Source organism: Ruegeria sp. K3, assembly GCF_056531845.1.
Genome location: NZ_JBQFMM010000001.1, coordinates 363812 through 385705 on the forward strand (window position 1 = coordinate 363812; position 21894 = coordinate 385705).

The following is a 21894-nucleotide window of genomic DNA, read 5'->3' on the forward strand; positions in this document are numbered from 1 at the left end:
ATGCTTCTGGCGATTGATTGCGGCAATACCAACACCGTTTTCTCGATCTGGGATGGCGAAAAGTTTCTGTGCACCCTGCGCACCTCAACTCATCATGCCCGCACAGCGGATGCCTATTTCACCTGGTATTCAACCTTGGTGAAACACTACGGTATCGAAGCTGATATCTCGGATGTGATCATCGCCTCAACCGTGCCACGCGTGGTGTTCAACCTGCGGGTCTTTGCTGATCGCTTTTTTGGATGCCGGCCGATTGTTGTTGGCAAGCCAGATTGCCTGCTGCCGGTCAATCCGCGCGTGGACGAAGGCACCGTGCCCGGTCCGGACCGGTTGGCCAACGCGGCGGCGGCGTTCGACCGCCATGGCGGCAATGTGGTTGTGGTTGACTTTGGGACGGCCACGAATTTCGACGTGGTCGCAGCCGACGGCGCCTACGTCGGTGGTATCATCGCCCCTGGCGTGAACCTGAGCCTTGAGGCACTGCATCAGGGTGCAGCGGCGTTGCCGCATATCGACATCACGAGGCCCGAAAAAGTGATTGGAACAAACACGGTTGGCTGTATCCAGTCCGGCGTGTATTGGGGATATTCCGGCCTGATCGAAGGGCTGATCTCGCGCGTGAAAGCTGAATACGGAATGGCGATGAAAGTCGTCGGTACCGGGGGTCTGGCGCCTCTTTTTGATCAGGCTGACGTGGGTTTTGACGCTATCGAGGATGATCTGACGATGCACGGGTTGACCGTGATACATCGCTATAACAAGGAAAATGGCTCAACATGAGCAGTGAACGACTGATCTATCTGCCGCTGGGCGGTGCAGGCGAAATCGGCATGAATGCCTATGTCTATGGTTACGGTAAGCCGGGCCAAGAGCGGTTGATCCTTGTGGATCTTGGCGTTGCCTTCCCGGACATGGACACCTCGCCCGGCGTGGATCTGATCTTTGCAGACATCACCTGGCTGAAAGAGCGTGCCGATCAGCTGGAAGCAGTTTTTGTCACCCACGCGCACGAAGATCATGTCGGGGCGGTGGCCCACTGTTATGAGGCTTTGGGCGCGCCGGTCTACGCGCGCGCTTTTACCGCCAATATCGCGCGTCGCAAGATGGAAGAACGCGGCCACCCGACCGAGGCGGTGCAAACTGCGTCTCCATGGCCCGAACAGATCAAGGCTGGCCCGTTTACCGTTGGTTTCCTGCCGGTTTCGCATTCCATCCCTGAAAGTGCAGGGCTCGTTATCGACTCGCCTGCCGGACGCGTGGTGCATACGGGGGATTTCAAGCTCGATTCCAACCCGGTCGTGGGCGAACCATTCGATCCCGATCTGTGGGCCGAGGTGGCAAAGCCCGGCGTCAAAGCGTTGGTCTGTGACAGTACCAATGTGTTCTCAAGCCATCCCGGGCGTTCGGAATCCGAAGTCGGCCCCGAGATCACCCGTCTGGTTCAAGAGGCCAGCGGCATGGTCATCGCAACCACGTTTGCCTCGAACGTGGCACGCGTGAAAACGCTGGCAGAGGCGGGACAGAAAGCCGGCCGTTCGGTCGTTCTGCTGGGTCGCGCGATGCGGCGTATGATCGAGGCGGCGACCGAGACCGGCATCCTGACCGATTTTCCAAAAGTTATCAGCGCCGAAGAGGCCGTCGACGTGCCGCGCGCGAACCTGATGTTGATTGTGACTGGCAGCCAAGGCGAACGCCGCGCAGCCAGCGCCCAACTGGCGCGCGGTAAGTATCGCGGGCTAGAAGCGAAAGAGGGCGATCTGTTTCTGTTCTCGTCCAAGACTATTCCCGGCAATGAACGTGGCGTGATCCGCATCATGAACCAGCTCAGTGAGAAGGGCGTGGATGTGGTCGATGACAGCTCTGGTCTGTATCACGTCTCGGGTCACGCCAACCGGCCTGATCTTGAGAAGGTTCACGCTCTGATCGATCCGCAGATGGTCATCCCGATGCATGGCGAACACCGCCACTTGCGTGAGCATGCCAAACTGGCCGAAACGGGTGGTCGCACTGGGATTCTCGCTGTTAACGGCACTATGCTGGATCTGACTGGGAATGCGCCCAAAGTGGCGGATTATATCGAGACTGGCCGGACCTATCTGGATGGTACAGTCAAAATCGGCGCCTTGGACGGCGTGGTGCGCGACCGGATTCGGATGGCGCTGAACGGCCATATCATCATCACCGTGATATTGGACGAAGAAGACGAACCGCTGGGTGAGCCGTGGTGCGATACGATGGGCCTGCCCGAAACGGGATCATCCCGCGCGGGGCTGATTGAGGTGCTGGAAGAGGACCTGAACCAGTTCCTGATGCGTGCGGGCGCAAAGACGCTGCGTGATGACGACAAACTGGAAGAAGGGTTGCGCCGGATCGCACGTCAGACCGCGCAGGCCGAGATCGGCAAGAAACCCGAGGTAACAGTGGTTGTTAGCCGAATGCGTTAATCTGCATAGGGCATCGGATAGCCCCGAAGCTGCAGGAAAAGGCTGGCCTCTTCGTTGTTGAGAAAGAAGGGAACGGTTTCAGGCGGGTTCTGGTCCTCTGCACGGGCGGCGACTTCGGCCAGAACAACTTCGGTGATGAAGGGCAGGTCGTACTCCCGCGCTTGGCTGATCTTGACCCATTGCAAATGCGATAGCTCGTCCGAGGCATGGGTGAAGTCGTCAAGATCCCCCTGAATCGCGTCCGCATCGACCAGAAAGAACCTGGCGTCGAACCGGCGGGGTCGTCCCGGTGGTGTGACTGCGCGAAAGACAAATTGCAGTGCTTCTGCAGACGGCAGGTAGCCCATCGCCGCAAAGCTTTGCCAATCGGCCGGGATCGCGCCTTGCCAATCCCCTTGTTGCCCCAGAATAAGCCCGGTTTCTTCCCACAACTCTCGGATCGCCGCGACAGCCAGAGAGGTCTGCAAGTTTGGCGCTGATTGTTGTGACAGGCGATCGGTGCATAGATCGGGCAATGGCGTGCTGAGCGAGATGCCCGCATCGGAAGCATCAACCGCGCCGCCCGGGAACACGAATTTGTTCGGCATGAACGCAGCCTTGGCACCGCGTTGGCCCATCAGGATCGACGGGTCTGTGAACCGATCACGCAATACGATTACGGTAGCAGCATCCCGGATTGCGGTTTTATCCGCCGTCATCCGGCCTTGCCAAACCCGTGCATCCGCCGCGCCCATTGATAGGCGACCACGGCCCCTTTGAGACGGGGCAGAAGGAACAGGGACAGCGCGACGCATCCGATCGAGAATGCAATCGCCATGGTCCATGGATCGGGACGCCACTGCACGTAAGAGACATGAAGGGCGGGTGCCAGAAGGTGCCCCACCAGCAGGATCGTCAGGTAGGCCGGGCCGTCATCAGCGCGATGATGGAACAATTCCTGCCCGCATTCCGAACAGGTGTCATTCACCTTGAGATAGCTGTGCAACAGCGCACCCTCACCGCAATTCGGGCATTTGCACCGGAACCCTCGGATCAATGCGGGTTTTGTTGGGCGGTCTTCTTCGAGCGAACTGTCAATAGTTTGGTCAATCATATGTATCTCGCGCATCTTTCCTGGAGGCATATAGGCAGGATCAAACCCAACGGAAAAGGGGGGTGCGTCGCTTTGTGGCGCTGCTGCTTAGCGTATCATTTTCTATTGGCGTTTCAAATAAAGCAAAAAAAGTTGTGCCGGAAGCGACGGAAACCCGCCCAAGCCGCGTTTGAATAGGTATCAACAGCGGCAAATGGCCGCCAAATTCAGGGAACTATGTAATGAAAACCAAAAGCTTCATTTCGGCAATCGTCGTAGCTGCAGTTACTGTGACCGGCACTTCCGCTTTGGCCAAGGGCCCGCGTGCGACATTTCAGGAACTGGATGCCGACGGGGACGGGCAGGTGACTCAGGCCGAGATCGAGACACATCGCAACCAGAAATACACCGCTGCCGATACAGATGGCGACGGCCAACTGAGCGTCGAAGAAATGCAGGCTGCGGCGCAGACCAAGGCCAACGAGCGTGTCACCAAGATGTTCGAAAAGCACGACGCAAATGCGGATGGTTTCCTTAGCGAAGATGAATTGCCGAAACCGCGCCGCGCCTCCAAGATGTTCGAGCGCATCGATGCCGACGGCAACGGTTCGATCTCAGAGCAGGAATACGCGGATGCAAAAGACAAAATGGGCCGGAAACACAAGCGGCATCAGAAGTCGGACACCGACAACAACTGATACGGGATGGAGGATCTGACCTCTTATCCCGACATCGAGCATGGCGGAACACCTGCCATGCCCGAGCCCAGCGACGAAGAGTTGCTGGGCCGGTTTTCTGATGGCGATGCTACGGCGGCCCGCCTGCTGACCGGGCGGTTGGGGCCGCGAAGTTATTCCGTGGCTTTGCGAATGCTGGGAAACCCAGCCGAAGCAGAGGACGTGACGCAAGAAGCGATGATGCGCCTTTGGAAGATGGCACCTGACTGGGTGCCGGGGCAGGCGCAGTTATCGACCTGGCTCTATCGCGTAACACTGAATCTATGTGTGGACTTGCGCCGGAAAAAGCGGCCTCAAGCGTTGGACAATGTGGCCGAACCCGAAGATGAGACTGCCAGTGTGGTCGACCAGATGCAGGAGAGTGCCCGCAAGGACGCGTTGCAGGCTGCATTGGAGCATTTGCCGGACCGGCAGCGGCAGGCTGTGGTTCTGCGGCACATCGAAGAATTGTCCAATCCCGAAATCGCGGGGATCATGGATATTTCGGTCGAGGCGGTTGAAAGCCTGACCGCGCGTGGCAAACGATCTCTTACCGCGATACTGGCGGGGCGTCGGGATGAACTGGGGTACGAACATGGCTGATCAAGATAACGAACTCGACCATCTGTTTGCACAGGCGCGTGCGGCGCGGGATGTGCTTCCCGACGATCTGGCTGTTCGCATCGAAACGGATGCCGAAGCCATACGTCTGGCCCGAACCGCACGACCGCAGCGGCGGACATGGCGGCAAAAGATAGGCGTTATCGGGGGGTGGCAAGGGTTGAGCGGTCTTGTGGCCGCAAGCGCAGCTGGCGTCTGGATCGGGTTCTCCGCTCCGGCCTTCTTGCCGGACCCTGTTGACTACTTCATCTCACAAGAGACGACCTATCTGATGGCCGATCTGAATTTAGACGAAAACTATCTGGAGGACGCAGAATGAGCGATCATCCCGCACCCAAACGCAAATGGATGCCGATATTGCTGGTTGTCTCTCTTGCTTTGAATCTGCTGATTGTCGGAGTCATTTTGGGTGCGGCATTGCGCTTTAAAGGAAGCGCTCATGCCGATGCGCCTCCGGGATTTGGCCCGGCGCTGTATTATGCGCTGCCAAAGTCGGATCGAAAGGCTCTGAGGGGTGAGTTGTCGGACCTGCGCGGAAAAGGATCACATCGGCGCAAGCAGGATTTTACTGCTCTCAGTCAAGTGCTCAGGGCCGTGCCCTTCGATCCCGCAGCGGTTGCGAGTCTTTTGGCACAGCAGTCGAAGGCAACTGCTGATCTGCAGACTGCGCTTCATCAGCAATGGCTGGCCCAGATCTCGGCCATGAATGATGACCAACGTGCCGCTTACGCGGACCGGCTGGAGGACGTGGTTAAACGCGGCCCGCGCAAACAAAAAAAACGGGACTGACTAGTCATGCTGCGCTTTGCCGAATCTGTACCTGGTTGCGGCCCGCTTTTTTGGCGGCATAAAGTGCTTTGTCCGCCGAGCTGATCAATCGACCAACCGGGTCTGTTTCGCCTGGATGAGAGAGTTCGGGCGGGGTACATAATTTCACCCCCACGCTGATCGTTACGGGTACTGGGGCCGGACGATCCGGCAGCTGAAAAGGTTTTTCGCAAATTGTTTCACAAATCTGTTTCGCTTGCTTCAGCGCTTGGTTGGTTGAGGTATTCGGTAGCCCGATCATGAACTCTTCGCCGCCGATACGCGCGACAAAACCGGTTTTTCCTATCACGACTCGCAGCCTTTTCGCGGTTTCGGTCAGAACCAAATCCCCCGCGGCGTGACCGTAACGGTCATTGATTGCCTTGAAGTGGTCCAGATCGGCCAGCATCACGGCGAATCCGTTTTCCGTTTCTGGGGCCTGATGCGCGATCTGGTCCAGCGCGCGCATCGCATAGCGGCGATTGAACAGTCCGGTCAGCGGATCGATCAGGGATTCGGCCAAATCCCTGCGCAATGTCGCTCGCAATCTGTCGTCTCGGGTCTTGCGGGCGATCAAAGTTTCAAGCCGCAAGCATATCTCATCTGTCTGAAACCCGCCCATGCAGACCGCATCAGCACCTCGGTCCAGCGCCTCGGCCGCAAGTGCGGGATTATCATCCGGCAACACACCGATCAGCACCGTATTTCGTGTCGCACCGCGCGACCGAAGATCTGCCAGTAGGTTCCGCCCCGAGCTATTCGGTGCAAGCTCAACAATAATCGCGTCCGGGATCGTTCCGGACAGGATGCCTTTGAGATCAGGCAGAGTATGGCCGGTCACACGATGCCGGGTTTGATGGGTCAGAGCATTACTCCACAACGCGCTGGTTCGAACTGTTTGCGTCAGGATCGCGATCTCTGCCGTCGATGGCGGGGCGATCAGCACCTGTGGCGCCTCGCCAAAGCCAATGGTTTGGGCCGAACCTTCGATGTTTAATTCCTGCCGTTCGGCGCGCGTACGTAACAAGCTGCGCACGCGGGCCAATAGAAGTGTATCCTTGAACGGATAGCCAAGCACATCATCCAGCCCGTCCGACAGTGCCTTCAAACGCGCTGCTTTGTCGTTTTGCGGTGCAATCGCAACAATCGGCACATCGATCAGAGCAGGATCTGCCGCCATCACTTTCTTAACATCCGCAGCGCTTCCGTCGGGCAGAGTTTGCGCTGTAAGAACCAGATCAGGCCGTGTCCGCCGCAGCAATGCACCAAGCCCGGCCAGTTTCTCACCCTGCACGACATGGTACCAGGCGGCCGTCAACTGAACCTTGAGCATTATGCGATTGGTCGAAACACCGTCGAGGACGAGTATGGTGCCTTGTACAGACATAGCCATTCACCGTTTGATTGCATGCGTTGCTAAAGTGTTTATGAGTCTGGTTAACAAACCCTTTCCAACACAGTGTCCGAGGCCAGTTTATGCCGATCTCCGCCAATTCCGCTGAAACTCTGGCCCTGAATGTGCTGGGCTGGCTGGTGGGAAATGATGAGTTGCTGCCCGTTTTCCTTGGGGCGACAGGTGCCTCGGAACAAGATTTGCGCGACCGTGCGGGTGAGGCTGAATTTCTTGGGTCTGTGTTGGACTTTCTGCTGCTTGACGATTCATGGGTGATCGCTTTTTGTGACGCCAATTCCGTGCCCTACGAAGAGCCGGGTCAAGCCCGTGCCGCGTTGTCCGGAATTTCGGATATGCACTGGACCTAACCCAAAGGAAATTTGTTTCATGGCAATCGACGCCCTGGTGTTCGACAAGGACGGTACTCTTTTTGATTTTGCAGCCACTTGGGGTGCGTTCGGGCGTATCGCGATGCTGCAGCTCTCTGATGGAGATGTGCAGCGCGCGACCGAGTTGGGGAAGGCCATCGGATTTGATTTTGAACAAGAGAGCTACGACCCGAATAGCGTAGTCATCGCCGGAACGGTCGATGAAGTTGCTGCAGCTCTGACACCGCATTTGCCTGAGGTAACTCTGGGGCATCTGATCGAAACACTCAACCGGGCGTCAGCGAACGCAGAGCAGATCCAAGCCGTTCCCTTGGCACCATTCCTTGCCGAGCTGCGGCGCGCCGGGCTGAAACTGGGCGTTGCGACGAACGATGCTGAAATGCCGGCCCTGCAGCACCTGCAGTCCGTTGGTGTGCGAGACCATTTTGATTTTGTAGCCGGATATGACAGCGGACATGGTTACAAGCCAGGTCCGGGGCAGCTATTGGCCTTTGCTCAGCATGTCGAGGTCGCGCCATCTCGTGTTGCGATGGTTGGTGACAGTCTTCACGATCTAGAGGCGGGACGCGCCGCGGGGATGGTCACCATCGGGGTTCTGACCGGCATGGCGACGGCCAAAACACTCGAACCGCTGGCGGATGTCGTCTTGCCCAACATCGGGCACATTCCCGGCTGGTTGTCGAAAACCGAATAACCTCGGTTCCAAATCGCCGGGTTGGATAATAAAACCGACAACTCTTGTCGCAGACAGAACGGCGATACTGAATCTTCGGGGCTTTCATAGGAGTGAAAGCGCGGAGGATGGTGATGGCTGAGAGCAAGACACGCAAACGTCGCGGTGGTGGACGCGCGGGCGCAGCCGCGAGGCGCGGCGCGGCGGTGATCGAGCAGATGCCCTGGAACCCGCCCACAAACATCGACAAGCCAATCGAGCCGTTGGGACCCGAGGGGATCGAAGCGGTTCACGAAGGTGCCATGCGGATTCTCGAAGAGATCGGCATCGAGTTCTACAATCAAGAAGCCATCGGGATCCTGCGCAAGGCGGGCTGTACAATTTCCGGCGACAACGTCCGTATGGACCGGGATTTCGTGATGGAAATGGTGGGCAAGGCGCCCAGCAAATTTACCATCACGCCGCGCAACCCGGAGCATCAGATCGAGATTGGTGGCAGGACCATTCTGTTCGGCAATGTTTCATCCCCACCAAATTATTGGGACATGGAAATCGGAAAAAAAGTGCCCGGCACCCGGCGGATGTGTCAGCACCTGCTGAAGCTGACGCAATACTTCAACTGTATCCACTTTGCAGGTGGATATCCGGTTGAGCCGGTCGATATCCACGCCAGCATACGGCACCTTGATGTGCTTTATGACAAGCTGACCCTGACCGACAAGGCAATGCATGCCTATTCGCTGGGGAAAGAGCGCGTCGAAGACGTGATGGAGATGGTGCGTATCGCGGGTGGCCTGAGCCACGAGGAATTCGAGGCCACGCCCCGCATGTACACTAACATCAACTCGACCTCACCGTTGAAACACGACCATCCAATGATCGATGGCTGCCTGCGGCTTGCGCGGCGTGGGCAGGCAATTGTCGTGACGCCTTTCACTCTGGCCGGGGCGATGGCCCCTGTGACGATGGCTGGCGCAGTGGCACAATCGCTTGCCGAAGCGCTGTGCGCGATTGCGTTGTTTCAGTACGTTCGCCCGGGTATTCCATGCGTGATCGGGACCTTTACTTCGAATGTCGATATGAAATCCGGTGCGCCTGCATTCGGGACACCGGAATACATGCGCTCGACCCAGATGACTGGGCAGATGGCACGGTATTATGGCTTGCCTATGCGGTCCTCGGGCGTTTGCGCGGCAAATGTGCCCGATGGGCAGTCGGTTTGGGAAACCTCGAATTCCCTTTGGGCGGCGGTGCAGTCAGGCACCAACATGGTATATCATGCGGCAGGCTGGCTTGAAGGAGGCCTTATCGCAAGCCCCGAGAAATTCATCATGGATTGCGAAATCCTGCAGCAGATTCAGCGGTATATGCAGCCGGAACTGACAGCAACGGGCCCGGATGACATCGCCCTTGAAGCGATCCGGTCTGTTGGAAACGACGGGCATTTCTTTGGCATCCAACATACGCAAGATCGCTATACCACCGCATTTTATCAGCCGTTCCTGAGTGACTGGAAAAACTTCGAAGCCTGGGAAGCAGCTGGTGGTATCTGGACTGCGGAACGTGCCCATCGGATGTTCAAGGAGATCGTGAACAATTTCGAAGCCCCGAAGATGGATGAGGCGATCCGCGAGGAGCTGGCCGAGTTTGTTGAGCGCCGCAAGGCCGAAGGCGGTGCGCCGACCGATTTCTGATCGCTGCCCAATCCGCCCCTCAGTTTGGGATTAGATCGGATTCTCATAATCCCGTATCGGATTTTGGGTTTTTGTTAAGTTTTCTGCGATCACTTGAGAGTGTCTTTCAATCTGAGGCGACTCATGCACGGGCTGATCAACAGGGCGATCCAATCCTTTGTCTGCGCCACCTACGGGCGTCAATGCTGGTTGCGCGCGACTCATACGGCCGGGCTGGGATTTGACGAGTTCGAGGCGATGTTGATCTATGACGCGGAGATATCGACCCGAGTGCTCGACGCTTTGTGCGCTGACTTGAACCGCCCAAAATCCGAATTTCTTGAGGATTTGGGCACTTATCTGGTCTCACACTCGAACATGGAAGATCTACGCAGGCTATTGCGTTTTGGCGGGGTCACCTATTTGGAGTTTCTGCATTCGCTTGATGATCTGTCGGATCGCGTCCGCCTCGCTGTGTCCGATCTGAGATTGCCGGATTTGGAACTGCAGGAACACTCGCCCGGGGAATATCACCTGCACTGTACTCCTGATTTGCCGGGGTATTCCAGCGTCATGACAGGTGTACTACGAGCCATGGCGGATGACTATGGGGCGTTGGTGATCCTGTCCAATGAAGGGTGCCAAAACGGGGCTGAGTTGATTTCAATCACATTGATCGAAAGCGCGTTTGCCGAAGGGCGTCACTTTGATCTTGGGGCACGTAAATCATGATCAAGACCGCAGATCTTGGACAGTTGCTGGACACCTTATGTCCGATGTTCGTCCTTGTAGATGACATGGGGCGGATCGGGCAGGTTGGACCAACTCTGCAGAAGCTACGTCCGGATCGGCCTATGGTCGGCCGAAGCTTTCTGGATGTCTTTGAACTGGTGCGCCCTCGCTCAATCACGACAGTAGCTGCGCTGATGATGGTGCCGGACCGAAAGCTACACCTCAGGTTGCAAGACCGGCCGCAGACTGCGTTCAAAGGTCTGATTGCGCCGTTTCCTGGCGGAAGCGGGGCGGTCATCAACCTGTCGTTTGGAATTTCGATACTGGATGCGGTACGCGACTATTCTCTGACCAGCACCGATTTCCCGGGCACTGATCTGGCCATAGAATTGTTGTATCTGGTCGAGGCAAATTCTGCCGCGATGGAAGCGTCACGCTCACTGAACTTGCGTCTGCAAGGTGCGATGCTGGCGGCAGAAGAACAAGCCTATACGGACACGTTGACCGGGCTGAAAAATCGACGTGCGATGGATCATATTCTGGGGCATTTGATTTCGTCGAAATCGAGTTTTGCAATGATGCATCTGGATCTGGATTTCTTCAAATCGGTCAATGATCGATTGGGGCATGCTGCAGGGGACTATGTTCTGCAGCAAGCCGCAAAGATCATGCTGGACGTCACACGCAGCGACGACACGGTTGCCCGAGTCGGGGGTGATGAGTTTGTCTTGATTTTTAAGGGCATGAACGATCGTACAAAGCTTGATGGTATAGCAGGGCGCCTGATTTCACGCCTGTGCAAGCCTATGCAGTTTGATGGGGCAACCTGCCGGATATCGGCGAGCATTGGCACGGCACTCTCAACACAATTTGAGGTGCCCAAGGCCGAGGATATTCTGCATGCCGCCGATCTGGCCCTATACGCCGCGAAACGAAGCGGGCGATCCTGCCACCGTTTCTATTGCGAGCTATCGGATGCGCAGCAATCCGGTTGACTGCAGGTGGCCCCCCATTGCTTCGCTACTGTGTATCCAACACCGCCGCGATGTGTCGTTTGACCTGAGGAAGCTCTGAAATCACGGGCATTACGTGTCCGTGAAAGCTGGCGCGGGCAAGTTCCTCGGGCACATCTTCCAAAACATGGCCTCCGGTGCAGGCAAAAAACGGCAGGCACAGCGCCTTGCCACCGCACCCGGTGGCGGCGTCCGCAATTGATGGGGTTTGCTCAACGAACCCGGTGCGAATGCTATTGAACGCGGTAAGCCGACCCAGATTCTCGGCGAAACCCTTTGCGACAATGGCCGGATTGGCGCTGCGGCCCGAGCCATGTGCAGCGATCACAAGATCTGTGTCCGCCGCGCTCCAAACCCTGTTCGTCAGTTCCTGATGTATGGCCGCTGTAATCAGGGAAGGCAGTTCGGGATCGATACCCATGGGGTCCAGAATCGTGACAGAACGCTGGCCAACCCGCTTAGGCAGAGCGCTGGTGACAAACCAGCCGCGCGCCATGAATAAGGGGTAGATAACCGTGTCGCTGGTCAATCCATCAAGGCAATTTTCCAACGCCTGCGGGGCTGCCAATGTGGCCGACGATACCGAAACCCGTTGACATAACTCATCTACCTCTCGCGCAAAGGCTGCTAGCGCAGCTTCTGCAGGTGCAGGGTCCGAGGGTTGGCCATGGGCGACGATAACGGCGTGTGTCATGCAGGGCTCCGGATAGGTTCTGCGATAGATGTATTGCTGGTGGGCAGAGTCAATGCGGTGTTGGCAATTTCGTCATCCCAGTAGAGTCAGCCACAACCAGACCGTCAATATTGACGCGGTCGTTCCGATCAGAACCGACGACGCGGCCACACGTTTGGCATGTCCGTACATGTTTGCGAAGATGTAGCTATTGATCCCCGGCGCCATCGCTGCGGTAAGAACGCCCGAGCGGAACAGGTCTTGCGGCAACGCCAGAGATGACCCGAAGAACCAAACCAGGCTCGGGTGCAGCATCAATGAGATACAGCAGACGAAAATAATGGTACGCAGATCGCCCTCGGGTCGGTACTTAACCAGCACGCCCCCCAGCGCGAACAGGGCACCGGGCAAGGCCGCGCGGGTGATCAGGTTCAAGGCTTCGTCCACAACTCCGGGTATGGCCAGTCCAGTGAGGTTTACGACAAACCCCAACGAGATCCCAAGAATGAGTGCATTCTTGAACATGGCCGACAGCACGGATTTCAACATCCGCACTCCGCCGTTGCCGCGGTTTCGAAGCACCTCCATCACCGTGATGCCGAGGCAATAGCAAAAGGGTGAGTGGAACGCGATGATTGTGAAGTTGCCAACTAGATTTTCGACCCCATAGGCGCGCTCGGTAATAGGCAACCCCAAGAGGACCGAGTTTGAAAACAGACAGCAAAATCCAATAGCAACCGAATCCTCCCACGCTCGTCCGAAGATCAGGCGCGCACCGATCATACCAGCGACAAAACACAGACCAGCTGCTGAATAGAAACTGACCAAAAGCCGAGGATCGAAGCTGGTGCCGAGATCGAGATTGGCAATGGCGAGAAACAGTAGGCAGGGAATGGCAAAGTTCTGCGTGAAACTCATTAACCCATCGATATGGGTTTCGCGAAAATAGCCGAACCTCGTCGCCGTGTATCCGGCACCGATGACCAGAAACACCGGCAGGATGACATCAATCAGGCTTTGTAACATGGCGGCGCCATACCGGGTATCGTAAGCGCGTGCAGCAGCATGCCTTACAGGGCGTGCCGGATCACCATGCCATCATAGGCAGGCGTGATATGATCCGGTGTTTCCGCATCGACCGTCGCATAATCCAGATCGATATGCATGTTGGTCAAAACGGCGCGTTTTGGTTTCAATTGGTCGATCCACTCCAGCGTCTTTTCCAGATGGGCATGTGTCGGATGCGGGGAACGACGCAGAGCGTCAATAATCAGGCAGTCCAGATTCGCTAGTTCAGTCATGCTCTCATCATAAAGCTCTGCTACATCAGGCAGATAGACGATGTTTCCCATTCTGAAGCCAAGCGCATCAATCGATCCGTGGTTCACGCGAAGTGGCCGAAGCGAGATCGTGCCGCCTGGGCCGGGAATTTCGAACGGCCCATTGATTGTCTTGAGGTCGAGTATGGGCGGATAGGGCGATCCCTCGGGCTGAACGAAGGCATAGCCAAACCGGCTGAGCAGATCGTTCTGCGTGTCACCATCGGCCCAGACGGGGACGCGGGTTTTCATATTGAAAACGATCATCCGCAGATCGTCGATCCCATTCATGTGGTCCGCGTGGGAATGCGTATAGACGACACCATCCAATCGCCCAGTCCCGGTGTCCAGCAATTGGCTACGCATATCCGGTGAGGTGTCGATCAGAACCGACGTAGTCCCGTCCGGCCCGTCCCGTTCGACCAGTAACGAGCATCGCCGCCGCTGGTTTTTCGGGTTTTCCGGATCACAATCGCCCCAATGCCCCCCGAGACGGGGGACGCCACCGGATGACCCGCAGCCCAGAATTGTCAGGCGCAGCTCGCTCATGCAGCCGCCTTGTATGTGGCGGCTTTGGTGAAGAGCCGGTCAAAATTGGCCTGCGTTTGTGCGGCGAAATCTGCGTAATCCAATCCGAAGACCTCAGCCCCTTTACGGGCGGTGTGTGCCGTATAGGCGGGCTCATTCCGTTTACCGCGATATGGTGGGGGGGCAAGATAGGGCGCATCGGTTTCGACCAGAATTCGGTCAACAGGTGCCGAAGCGAAGATATCGCGCAGTTCCTGGCTTCTTGGGAAGGCCGCAATGCCGGACATGGACAGGTAAAAGCCCAGATCAAGCGCGGCCCGGGCCAGTTCTGCCGACGAAGAAAAGCAATGCATGACACAGGAATAGGGGGTATTAAGATGCTCTTCGGTCAGAATGCGGGCCATGTCGTCATCAGCAGCGCGCGCGTGGATGATCAGAGGCAGGCCGGTGCGCTGGGCGGCCTCGATATGGATGCGCAGCGATTGTTTCTGAACATCTGCCGACTCGGCCGTGTAGTGATAATCAAGCCCGCTTTCCCCAATGCCCACGAACTTGGGATGCTTAGCCAATGCGACCAGCTCATCGACCGAGGCCATCGGCTCATCAGCGGCGCTCATCGGGTGGGTGCCTGCAGCGTAGAAGACTGGGGAGTGAGCCTCGGCGATGGCGCGCACAGCGGGTTCGTTGCGCAGCCGGGTGCAGATGGTCACCATGCGGGTCACGCCAGCCTCGGCAGCGCGGGCGACGATATCATCCAACTGACCGTCGAAATCAGGGAAATCCAGATGGCAGTGGCTGTCGGTAATTTCGGGGGTGAGGCTCATCAGCTGTGACCGGCGGTTTCCTGTATCTTGAACACCGTATCTAGGACAAGCGAGGCAGGGTCAAGGTTCACCGCCTGCCCATGCCGCGCGCGCGCCGTGATGAGCGCGGCGACTTCCGCCCATTGGCGGGCCTTGTGCTGCGAGTTAGAGAGGCGCGACAGAGTTTCAGCCTCATTCGGGGCGGCCTCGGGTATGGAGGCGGCACCTTTTGCACCTGTCAGCGCCAAACGCGAGAGCGCAACGTCGATCAGTGAAAGCAGCAGGTCAAACCGTTCGGCAGCCCCCCGCTGAGCTGCCGCTTCTGCCAGTTTCAGGGCGCGCTGGCGGTCGAGCCGGGGAAGGGAGCCCAGAATTGCAATCAGCTCGGCATAAAGCTCTAGCCCGCCGAGATTGATCAAGCGGACGGCATCACCCACTGAACCGGCGGCGAGGGCTGCCAGATGCTCGGCCCGACTAGGGATTTCTGTGCCGGTCTGCGCTAGCGCGGCCTGCATGTCATCTGCGCCAAGAGGTGAAAGCCGCAGCGTGCGGCAACGCGAACGGATGGTCGGCAGCAGGCGCGAAGGTTGGTGTGAAACCAGCAGCAGCGTCGTGCGCGCTGGGGGTTCTTCGAGCATTTTCAGCAGCGCATTGGCGGCGCTGACATTCATTTCATCCGCTGAATCGACGATAACAACCCGGCGACCACCATCGGCAGAGGACAGGCCGAAGAACTTGCCCAGTTTGCGGATGTCATCGACAACAATTTCGTTGCGCAACCGTCCCTGATCGTTGACGGACCGGGTGATTGCGGCAAGGCCGGGCTCGGCCCCCGCCTGGATACGGTGTGCGACAGGGTGGCCCGGGTCGATGTCCAACGTCTCAGGCGCAGGAGGGGCACCAAACAACCCGCCTTCATCTGCCGGAGGTGTGGCCAACAAAAACTGTGCAATGCGCCAGGCAAGGGTAGCCTTGCCCACGCCGCGCGGCCCCGTTAGCAACCAGCCGTGGTGCAGCCGGTCCGAGTTATACGCGGTTAAAAACGCCTCTTGGGCCGCATCCTGTCCGAACAGCTTGAGAGTTTCGCGCGGATGCGGGGCACCAGGGGCCTGATCCGGTGTTTGGATATCGTCGCTCATGTCAGCTCAATTGCAGGGACGCCATGACAATATCTGTCACATCCCGCGCAACGCTGTCCATGTCCCGATTGCCGTCGACCACGTGGAAACGGTCAGAGAATTCTTGGGCCAGACCCAGAAAACCTGCCCGCATCTGTTGTTGAAGATCCAAACCGAAATCTTCGAATCGTTCTTCGGTGCCCTGACGACCTTTGGCGCGCAACAGACCGGTTTCCGGGTCCATATCGATCAGCAAGGTCATATCTGGCTCTCGCCGGATCATCAAGCTGTGCAACTGATCCACCAAACCCCGCAGATCGCCGCGCGACAGACCTTGATACATCCGGGTACTGTCGGCAAAGCGATCGCAGATCACAACCTTGCCCTCTGCCAACGCGGGTTCAATCGTGCGCTCAAGATGATCGCGCCGGGCAGCGGTGAACAGCAGGATCTCGGTCTCGGCCGACCAGCGGTCCGGATCACCCTGCAGCACAAGGCTGCGAATTTCTTCTGCCCCGTCCGATCCGCCGGGCTCGCGCGTCAGAACGACGTCGCGGCCTTGATGCCGCAAGTGCTCGGCCAGCAGGCGCGCCTGCGTGGACTTGCCTGATCCGTCAATGCCTTCGAAGGTCAGAAACGTTCCGCGCGCTGTCACATTTGCTCCAGCGGGGTGTTGATCACTTCTTTCAGAACGATGCCACCCACGGTCAACATACGCACGACAAACCCGCCCAAGGGAACATCCTTTTCCGCCACCAGCGGGCGGCGGATTTCGGGCAATCCTTCGGGTTGGATCACCAGCTCGGCCAATTGCTGGCCTTTGCTGACCGGTGCGTTGATAGGGCCGTCATAGACAACCTCGGCCTTGATGTCCTTGTCGCCCAAAACGGGGAACAGCAGGGTCAGATCACCCTCGGGCACCAATCCCACAGTCTTTTCCGCCCCCATCCAAAGCTTGGCCTGGGCTACCGGTTCTTCTGATTTGGCAACTGTCCTCTCGACAAAATTTCGAAACGACCAGTTAACCACGGCCTCAGCCTCCTCTGCGCGCTTGGCGGTGCTGTCGAGCCCTGAAAGAACAAAGACAACCCGTCGGTCGCCTTGTTTGGCAGAACCGACCAAACCATATCCTGCCTCTTGAGTATGGCCCGTCTTGAGGCCATCGGCCCCGATATCCAGCTTCAGCAGCGGATTGCGGTTCCGCGCGTTCGAGGGCGCTCGGCCATCGAATTCGAACTCTTCTTCGGCAAACAGGGGATAGTACTCGGGGAAATCGGTGATCAGCCGGTCGGCCAGAACTGCCAGATCGTGCACTGACATCATGTGCCCAGCAGCAGGCCAGCCGTTGGAATTGGCAAAGTTCGAGTTGTTCATGCCCATCTGCTGCGCCCGCTGAGTCATGAAACGGGCGAATCCGGCTTCGCTTCCGTCGGGGCTGAGCGCTTCGGCGATCACGACACAGGCGTCATTGCCCGAAAGCACGATGATCCCGCGCAAAAGATCCTCGACCCGGACACGATCCTGCGTGTTCAGGAACATGGTCGAGCCGCCATAGCTCATCGCATGCTCCGAGACGGGCAAAGTTTCGTCCAGCGTCAAACGGCCATCGCGCAAGGCTTCAAACGCCACATAAAGCGTCATGAGTTTCGACATGGACGCTGGAGGCAGAGGCTGATCGGCGTCTTTAGACAACAGCACAGTGCCGGTTTTCTGGTCCATCACATAAGCCGCACGCGCGGTGGTGTCGAAGGCATGGGCGGGCAGTGCCAACAGCGCCAACCCGAGGGCCAGTGTGGTGGATCGCAAAGCGGAAAGCATCATGGGCCTCCTGTTTGATCAGTTCTTCGCCGTGAAAGCATCGGTAAACCCAAGGTCTTTCACATCGTTCAACATCGCCCGGCGTTCCGCGCGGGTTGCAACGGGTCCAACCAAAACGCGCCAGACCGACTTGTCCTCGCTTTTCAGTTCCATGACTTCGGCAGCCATGCCATTGCGCCGGATCTTGTCCGCCGCGCTCTTGGCGTTGGATTCTACGCTGAATGTGCCCGCCTGAACAAAAGGTTTTGCCAACCCACTTGTCGCCGCAGCACTCGCCGTCGCTGGTGCCGCCGCCGTTGGTTCAGAGGCCTCGATGGCCGCTGCCGCTCCGGCAATCGGGTCCAGAGGCGTTTCGGTGATTGCGTTAGGGTCTTTCTTTTGCCACCACTTGCGCTTGGCCGGTTTTTCAGCCGGTGCCGTCAGTTCGGGATCCGACAATGCTGCCGTCTGTGTTTCTGACGAAGGGGATTCGGTCCCGGCAGCAGCTGCGGTTGCTGCGCCAGCTGCTGCGACTGCAGTCTCGTCGCTTGGCTTTTTCTGCCACCATTTGCGTTTGGCCGGTTTCTCTGGGGCTGGTGCCTCATTCGCGGCCAATTCACTGGTCGGTGCTTCTGCATTGGTCGGGGCTTCTGCACTGGGCGCATCTTCATCCGACGATGCAACAACGGCGGCCCCGGCAACGACCGCAGCTCCGGTCGCTGCTTCGGTGCTTGGCTTTTTCTGCCACCATTTCCGCTTTTGAGGCTTTTCAGCAGCGCCCGTTTCCGACGCTTCTGCGGTGTCGGTTGTTTCCGAACTCTCTGCACTATCTGTCTCTTCGGCAGGTTCCGCGGCGACAGGTGCAGGGGGTTCTTCAATAGCCTCACGTCGCAATGCGACAACCTGCACCCTGGTTGGAGCACCAGCCAGCATTCCCAATTGCTCGGCAGCGGATGACGAGACCTGCAGCGCGGGTCCCGGCAAATTCCGCTCACGGCGGAACAGGGCACCCGTTACCGATTTGTTGTTGGCTGTATTCTTGATCAGCACCCGCTCGGGTTGAGTCACATCGGGATGCGCCACCCAGATACCACCCAGCGATGGCCGCCCGTCCCACAAACCTGCTTCGGTGACCTGAAAAACCTCGGGGGCTTCAACATCGCGCTGATTGGTCGCGGCAGCTTCGGGGAACAGTTCGAACCGGTTTGTGTTGTCCGCATCTTCGGCGGCCGTATCCTCAGGCGGGTCCTCTGTTGTAAGTAGCCCTTCTTCGCATCCAGCCAATGCTGCCATGGTCACGACCAAAATTGCCAGCCGTTGTGGCCCAAAGCGTGTGCCCGTAGCTCGCTCCATTTTCTCAATCCCTTGCCTGACAAGGCCATTTCGGCCGCGCCCCACCGCGTCATTGCTGGTTCTTGTTGCCAGTCTTGTGCGGTCTTTCCCGCAGATCATAGCGCGGGCATCGGGCCATGGAAAGACTGCTACATTCGCTTCGGCAAGATTTCCCGCTTTATGGCTTGCCACCGCGCTCAACTCGTCATAGACCCAGCCTCACGCGGGGAGGTGGCAGAGTGGTCGAATGCGGCGGTCTTGAAAACCGTTGAACGTGAGAGCGTTCCCAGGGTTCGAATCCCTGTCTCCCCGCCACTCATACCTGTCTCACTTCCCTGTCTCACTTCAGTTGTGTTTTTTGACCCGGAATTGTTCCGCAATTCCCGCGAGTTGACGCATGCGCTTTCAATCAGAGTCGGAGCAGATCGTACACTCGGATCACGATTCAGGCCCCAGTCTCAGTGCCGCATTTTGGTGGGATCGCTTTGGGTGGGGTTTTCCTGATATCCGGCAATTCAAAGGGAATTTTTGTGAAACGGGTCTGAGTTCAGTAATTTCACCTGTCAGAACTGAATGTCTTACAGGGGGTTAATGTTGCAAATTCCCTAAAAGGTGGAGCAGGTAGTTTTCTCGTGCGAACGGGGAATTGTTCCGCCGGATCAGGGAGGGCGAAGTCTGTATCAGGGACGCAGGATCTGGAGATGTCAGAAGCCGAACAGGCGTTCCTGTTAGGACCAATCAAGTGGGTGGGTCACGCTGACCAGACGCTTGAGTGTAAGTTCGGGCGGCTGGGTGCCGTTGAGAAGCGCGACTTGAATCTTCGGAGAGAGAAATGCGAGCTGAGCGCGGGTACGGACAAAGGCGCCTGAGAAGCTTTCGCGCCGCGCAATTTCCATCAGTTGAACTCCGGCTTTCAGATCACGGGTCCAGCCATGGGCGCGGATCAACATGGACCGGAGGCGGGGATCGGGTTGGGGTGCCATATCTCCGGCGATGACCTTGACCTCAACGCCGCGGCGGCGCAGATCGAAGGATGTGCTGATGTGTGTGAGATCCGGGTGCAGATGGTCCGCAACAATGCCAAATGTGCGCGCCAGAGTTCTAAGGTTCAACTCGAGGTCGATCTGTCCTCTTACAATTCTGCTGCTGGCCAGAATATCTGCACCGGCCTGACCGGCTTGGCGTTGGAGTCGGGTTACTAAAACCGTGATTGAAGTCTGCACTGCCTCCGCTGACCCGGCCTCCGGTTGCGCCAGCACCTGGTGCGCGGCGGTGGCGTCTTTCAGATGTCTGACGATGACATCCATGACAGCGTGTTCCAGCGCACGGCCGGGCAGTCGCCAGCCCGAGATATCCTTGCCACCCGAGATCAACCGATTGGAGACGTAATAGCGCAACCGTCGACCTTTGCGCGTGGTGTGGGTTGGCGTCAAGCGATCACCAGTTTCGTCCTGCAGCAGACCGTTGAGCCAGGAGCCGGAGTCAGTGGTACGTTGGCGCGTATCGGGCGCAGGGTCTGCACGGGATCGCTGCGACGCTTTGCGCATTTTTTCCTGCATCCGTTCTTAAACGCTTTGGTCGATGATCACCGGGTGTTGTCCGTCCCAGATCTTACCCTTGTGGCGGATTTTTCCGAGATAAACCGGGTTGCGCTGCAGGTAATAGATCTGGCCACGTGACAGTGGACAACTCCCCTTCACGCTGCCATCTGTCCGAACAACCCGTTTTGACCGCAGCCCTTCTGCCGTTGCCCGTTCCACTACTTTGCGCAGGCAACCCGGCTCGTCGTAAAGACTGAAGAGTCGCCGGACGGTTATTGCCTCGTCTTCATTCACCACCGGCGTTCTTGTTTTTGGATCGGGTTGCGATCATAGCCAAGTGGTAGGTTGCCACCCATCCAGAGCCCCTTTTTCTTCGACGCCGCGATTTTGTCGCGAATACGTTCGGCGGTGACTTCCCGTTCAAACTGAGTGAAGGACAACAGCACATTGAGTGCCCGTTGCCCCATGGAAGATGAGGTGTTGAATGCTTGTGTGACGGACACAAAAGAACAGCTCGTCCGTTCAAGCCGTTCGCCCAGCTTAGAGAAGTCGGCAAGCGACCGGGTCAGCCGGTCGATCTTGTAGACCACAACCATGTCGATGCGCCCTACATCTATCTCTTCAAGAAGACTTGAAGGGCGGGGCGCTCGAGTTTGCCTCCGGACAGCCCGCCATCATCGTAGCGCCCTGGCAATCGGGTCCAACTTTCGTGTCGCTGGCTGGAGACATAAGCCACGCAGGCCTCATATCGCGCGTCCAGTGAATTGAAGTCCTGGTCCAGATCATCTTCTGAGGACTAGCACCTGTAGATGGCGGATCGGATTTTATGGCGAAGGCTCATTTGGCGATCTTTCCGGTGAGCCCGAAGAAACGCGGCCCTGACCAATGCGCGCCGGTAATCTCTCGGGCGATGGCCGAGAGCGAGCGATAGGACCGACCGCTCCAAGTGAAGCCGTCTTCTGTAACGTCCACTACATGGGTCGTGCCATTCCACTCGCGCTGTAGGCGCCCGCCGGGTTTAAGGGCAGGGCAGGTAGGTCGGGGTCTCTTCTCAGAACCTTTTTTCCAGCGTGGCTTTCACCTGCCGCGACAGCCCGCCACGATAGCGGGACTGCATCTCAAAGGCAATGAAGCGGCGCAGGAAGGGTTGGCTGAGCATGGTGGGGGCGGCTTAATCAAACAGTTGTTGCCAAATCGTGACCAGATCCGATCGATCCATGGCGGCGAGATCGGCGACATCGCTAGTCTTG

General features: G+C 57.7%; 25 protein-coding genes, 1 tRNA gene and 1 pseudogene. 12 read left to right on the forward strand and 15 right to left on the reverse strand.

The genetic code is table 11. The features are described 5' to 3' along the window. Together ACR0MP_RS01770 and ACR0MP_RS01775 are read left to right on the forward strand one after the other, a co-directional pair. A complete protein-coding gene (locus ACR0MP_RS01770; RefSeq protein ID WP_170397028.1) occupies nucleotides 1–780 on the forward strand; it encodes a type III pantothenate kinase in 780 nt (259 codons plus the stop codon). Next, nucleotides 777–2444: a ribonuclease J gene (locus tag ACR0MP_RS01775; protein WP_223117779.1), complete on the forward strand. Its 1668-nt coding sequence runs from the start codon at nucleotides 777–779 to the stop codon at nucleotides 2442–2444. Before ACR0MP_RS01770 ends, ACR0MP_RS01775 begins: the two co-directional genes overlap by 4 nt. Here ACR0MP_RS01775 and ACR0MP_RS01780 read toward each other — a convergent pair. Both ACR0MP_RS01780 and ACR0MP_RS01785 read right to left on the reverse strand, forming a co-directional pair. Beyond that, on the reverse strand, nucleotides 2441–3142 hold the full coding sequence (locus ACR0MP_RS01780) for an NUDIX hydrolase (protein WP_170597068.1): 702 nt from the start codon (nucleotides 3140–3142) through the stop codon (nucleotides 2441–2443). The genes ACR0MP_RS01775 and ACR0MP_RS01780 overlap by 4 nt on opposite strands. Next, on the reverse strand, nucleotides 3139–3537 hold the full coding sequence (locus tag ACR0MP_RS01785) for a DUF983 domain-containing protein (RefSeq protein WP_170397024.1): 399 nt from the start codon (nucleotides 3535–3537) through the stop codon (nucleotides 3139–3141). The genes ACR0MP_RS01780 and ACR0MP_RS01785 overlap by 4 nt, the downstream gene beginning before the upstream one ends. 221 nt (nucleotides 3538–3758) lie before the next feature. Between ACR0MP_RS01785 and ACR0MP_RS01790 the strand changes: the two genes are divergently transcribed. From ACR0MP_RS01790 to ACR0MP_RS01805, 4 genes are read left to right on the forward strand one after another with little or no spacing between them, the layout of a single operon-like run. Beyond that, entirely contained in the window at nucleotides 3759–4214 is a 456-nt protein-coding gene (locus ACR0MP_RS01790; protein WP_480885634.1) for an EF-hand domain-containing protein, read from the forward strand. A gap of 6 nt (nucleotides 4215–4220) precedes the next feature. Then, nucleotides 4221–4835, forward strand: coding sequence for an RNA polymerase sigma factor (locus tag ACR0MP_RS01795; RefSeq protein ID WP_170403958.1), 615 nt, complete (start codon nucleotides 4221–4223; stop codon nucleotides 4833–4835). After that, complete coding sequence (locus ACR0MP_RS01800) at nucleotides 4828–5172, forward strand: hypothetical protein (protein ID WP_480885636.1); 345 nt, start codon at nucleotides 4828–4830, stop codon at nucleotides 5170–5172. The genes ACR0MP_RS01795 and ACR0MP_RS01800 overlap by 8 nt, the downstream gene beginning before the upstream one ends. Next, nucleotides 5169–5642: a periplasmic heavy metal sensor gene (locus tag ACR0MP_RS01805; protein WP_170403951.1), complete on the forward strand. Its 474-nt coding sequence runs from the start codon at nucleotides 5169–5171 to the stop codon at nucleotides 5640–5642. Before ACR0MP_RS01800 ends, ACR0MP_RS01805 begins: the two co-directional genes overlap by 4 nt. Before the next feature lie 4 nt (nucleotides 5643–5646). Here ACR0MP_RS01805 and ACR0MP_RS01810 read toward each other — a convergent pair whose 3' ends face one another. Then, on the reverse strand, nucleotides 5647–7047 hold the full coding sequence (locus ACR0MP_RS01810) for a diguanylate cyclase (protein WP_170736618.1): 1401 nt from the start codon (nucleotides 7045–7047) through the stop codon (nucleotides 5647–5649). Between the two features lie 89 nt (nucleotides 7048–7136). On the opposite strand from ACR0MP_RS01810, the gene ACR0MP_RS01815 reads away from it, so the two are divergent. From ACR0MP_RS01815 to ACR0MP_RS01835, 5 genes are all read left to right on the forward strand, one after another. Beyond that, nucleotides 7137–7421 (forward strand): DUF3572 domain-containing protein, encoded by a 285-nt coding sequence (locus ACR0MP_RS01815; RefSeq protein WP_170397013.1) that lies wholly within the window; start codon nucleotides 7137–7139, stop codon nucleotides 7419–7421. A gap of 19 nt (nucleotides 7422–7440) precedes the next feature. Next, entirely contained in the window at nucleotides 7441–8136 is a 696-nt protein-coding gene (locus ACR0MP_RS01820) for an HAD family hydrolase (RefSeq protein WP_170403945.1), read from the forward strand. A 113-nt stretch (nucleotides 8137–8249) separates the two neighbouring features. Next, complete coding sequence (locus tag ACR0MP_RS01825) at nucleotides 8250–9809, forward strand: trimethylamine methyltransferase family protein (RefSeq protein WP_480885640.1); 1560 nt, start codon at nucleotides 8250–8252, stop codon at nucleotides 9807–9809. 123 nt (nucleotides 9810–9932) lie between these two features. Continuing rightward, the gene (locus ACR0MP_RS01830) at nucleotides 9933–10520 is read left to right on the forward strand and encodes a heme NO-binding domain-containing protein (RefSeq protein ID WP_170403939.1); all 588 of its coding nucleotides are present in this window, start codon (nucleotides 9933–9935) and stop codon (nucleotides 10518–10520) included. Then, nucleotides 10517–11515 carry a diguanylate cyclase domain-containing protein gene (locus tag ACR0MP_RS01835; RefSeq protein ID WP_480885643.1) on the forward strand — a complete coding sequence of 333 codons (999 nt, stop codon included), beginning with the start codon at nucleotides 10517–10519 and terminating at the stop codon, nucleotides 11513–11515. Before ACR0MP_RS01830 ends, ACR0MP_RS01835 begins: the two co-directional genes overlap by 4 nt. A 25-nt stretch (nucleotides 11516–11540) precedes the next feature. On the opposite strand, the gene ACR0MP_RS01840 is transcribed toward ACR0MP_RS01835, so the two are convergent. The 8 genes from ACR0MP_RS01840 to ACR0MP_RS01875 form a co-directional block, all read right to left on the reverse strand. Further along, nucleotides 11541–12227, reverse strand: coding sequence for a CbiX/SirB N-terminal domain-containing protein (locus ACR0MP_RS01840; RefSeq protein ID WP_480885645.1), 687 nt, complete (start codon nucleotides 12225–12227; stop codon nucleotides 11541–11543). A 72-nt stretch (nucleotides 12228–12299) separates the two neighbouring features. Then, the gene (locus ACR0MP_RS01845) at nucleotides 12300–13232 is read right to left on the reverse strand and encodes an AEC family transporter (protein WP_170403928.1); all 933 of its coding nucleotides are present in this window, start codon (nucleotides 13230–13232) and stop codon (nucleotides 12300–12302) included. A gap of 44 nt (nucleotides 13233–13276) precedes the next feature. Beyond that, complete coding sequence (locus ACR0MP_RS01850; protein ID WP_480885647.1) at nucleotides 13277–14074, reverse strand: MBL fold metallo-hydrolase; 798 nt, start codon at nucleotides 14072–14074, stop codon at nucleotides 13277–13279. Then, nucleotides 14071–14877, reverse strand: coding sequence for a TatD family hydrolase (locus ACR0MP_RS01855; protein ID WP_170403922.1), 807 nt, complete (start codon nucleotides 14875–14877; stop codon nucleotides 14071–14073). Before ACR0MP_RS01855 ends, ACR0MP_RS01850 begins: the two co-directional genes overlap by 4 nt. Continuing rightward, nucleotides 14877–15995 (reverse strand): DNA polymerase III subunit delta', encoded by a 1119-nt coding sequence (locus tag ACR0MP_RS01860; RefSeq protein WP_170403918.1) that lies wholly within the window; start codon nucleotides 15993–15995, stop codon nucleotides 14877–14879. Before ACR0MP_RS01860 ends, ACR0MP_RS01855 begins: the two co-directional genes overlap by 1 nt. A 1-nt stretch (nucleotide 15996) precedes the next feature. Next, nucleotides 15997–16629 (reverse strand): dTMP kinase, encoded by a 633-nt coding sequence (gene tmk, locus ACR0MP_RS01865; protein WP_170403915.1) that lies wholly within the window; start codon nucleotides 16627–16629, stop codon nucleotides 15997–15999. Next, nucleotides 16626–17792 (reverse strand): D-alanyl-D-alanine carboxypeptidase family protein, encoded by a 1167-nt coding sequence (locus ACR0MP_RS01870; protein WP_170396992.1) that lies wholly within the window; start codon nucleotides 17790–17792, stop codon nucleotides 16626–16628. The genes tmk and ACR0MP_RS01870 overlap by 4 nt, the downstream gene beginning before the upstream one ends. A gap of 18 nt (nucleotides 17793–17810) precedes the next feature. Continuing rightward, nucleotides 17811–19124: an SPOR domain-containing protein gene (locus tag ACR0MP_RS01875; protein ID WP_170403913.1), complete on the reverse strand. Its 1314-nt coding sequence runs from the start codon at nucleotides 19122–19124 to the stop codon at nucleotides 17811–17813. A gap of 204 nt (nucleotides 19125–19328) precedes the next feature. Between ACR0MP_RS01875 and ACR0MP_RS01880 the strand changes: the two genes are divergently transcribed. Then, nucleotides 19329–19418: transfer RNA gene (locus ACR0MP_RS01880), tRNA-Ser, on the forward strand. A 413-nt stretch (nucleotides 19419–19831) separates the two neighbouring features. Here the strand turns inward: ACR0MP_RS01880 and ACR0MP_RS01885 are convergent. From ACR0MP_RS01885 to ACR0MP_RS01900, 4 genes and pseudogenes are all read right to left on the reverse strand, one after another. After that, nucleotides 19832–20650: a hypothetical protein gene (locus ACR0MP_RS01885; RefSeq protein WP_480885650.1), complete on the reverse strand. Its 819-nt coding sequence runs from the start codon at nucleotides 20648–20650 to the stop codon at nucleotides 19832–19834. A gap of 18 nt (nucleotides 20651–20668) precedes the next feature. Further along, nucleotides 20669–20938: a recombinase family protein gene (locus ACR0MP_RS01890; RefSeq protein WP_480885652.1), complete on the reverse strand. Its 270-nt coding sequence runs from the start codon at nucleotides 20936–20938 to the stop codon at nucleotides 20669–20671. Then, nucleotides 20935–21240 (reverse strand): recombinase family protein, encoded by a 306-nt coding sequence (locus tag ACR0MP_RS01895; protein WP_480885654.1) that lies wholly within the window; start codon nucleotides 21238–21240, stop codon nucleotides 20935–20937. Before ACR0MP_RS01895 ends, ACR0MP_RS01890 begins: the two co-directional genes overlap by 4 nt. Before the next feature lie 241 nt (nucleotides 21241–21481). Continuing rightward, nucleotides 21482–21640: pseudogene (locus tag ACR0MP_RS01900) on the reverse strand (DUF2924 domain-containing protein); the annotation flags it as partial. Nucleotides 21641–21894: the final 254 nt, after the last annotated feature.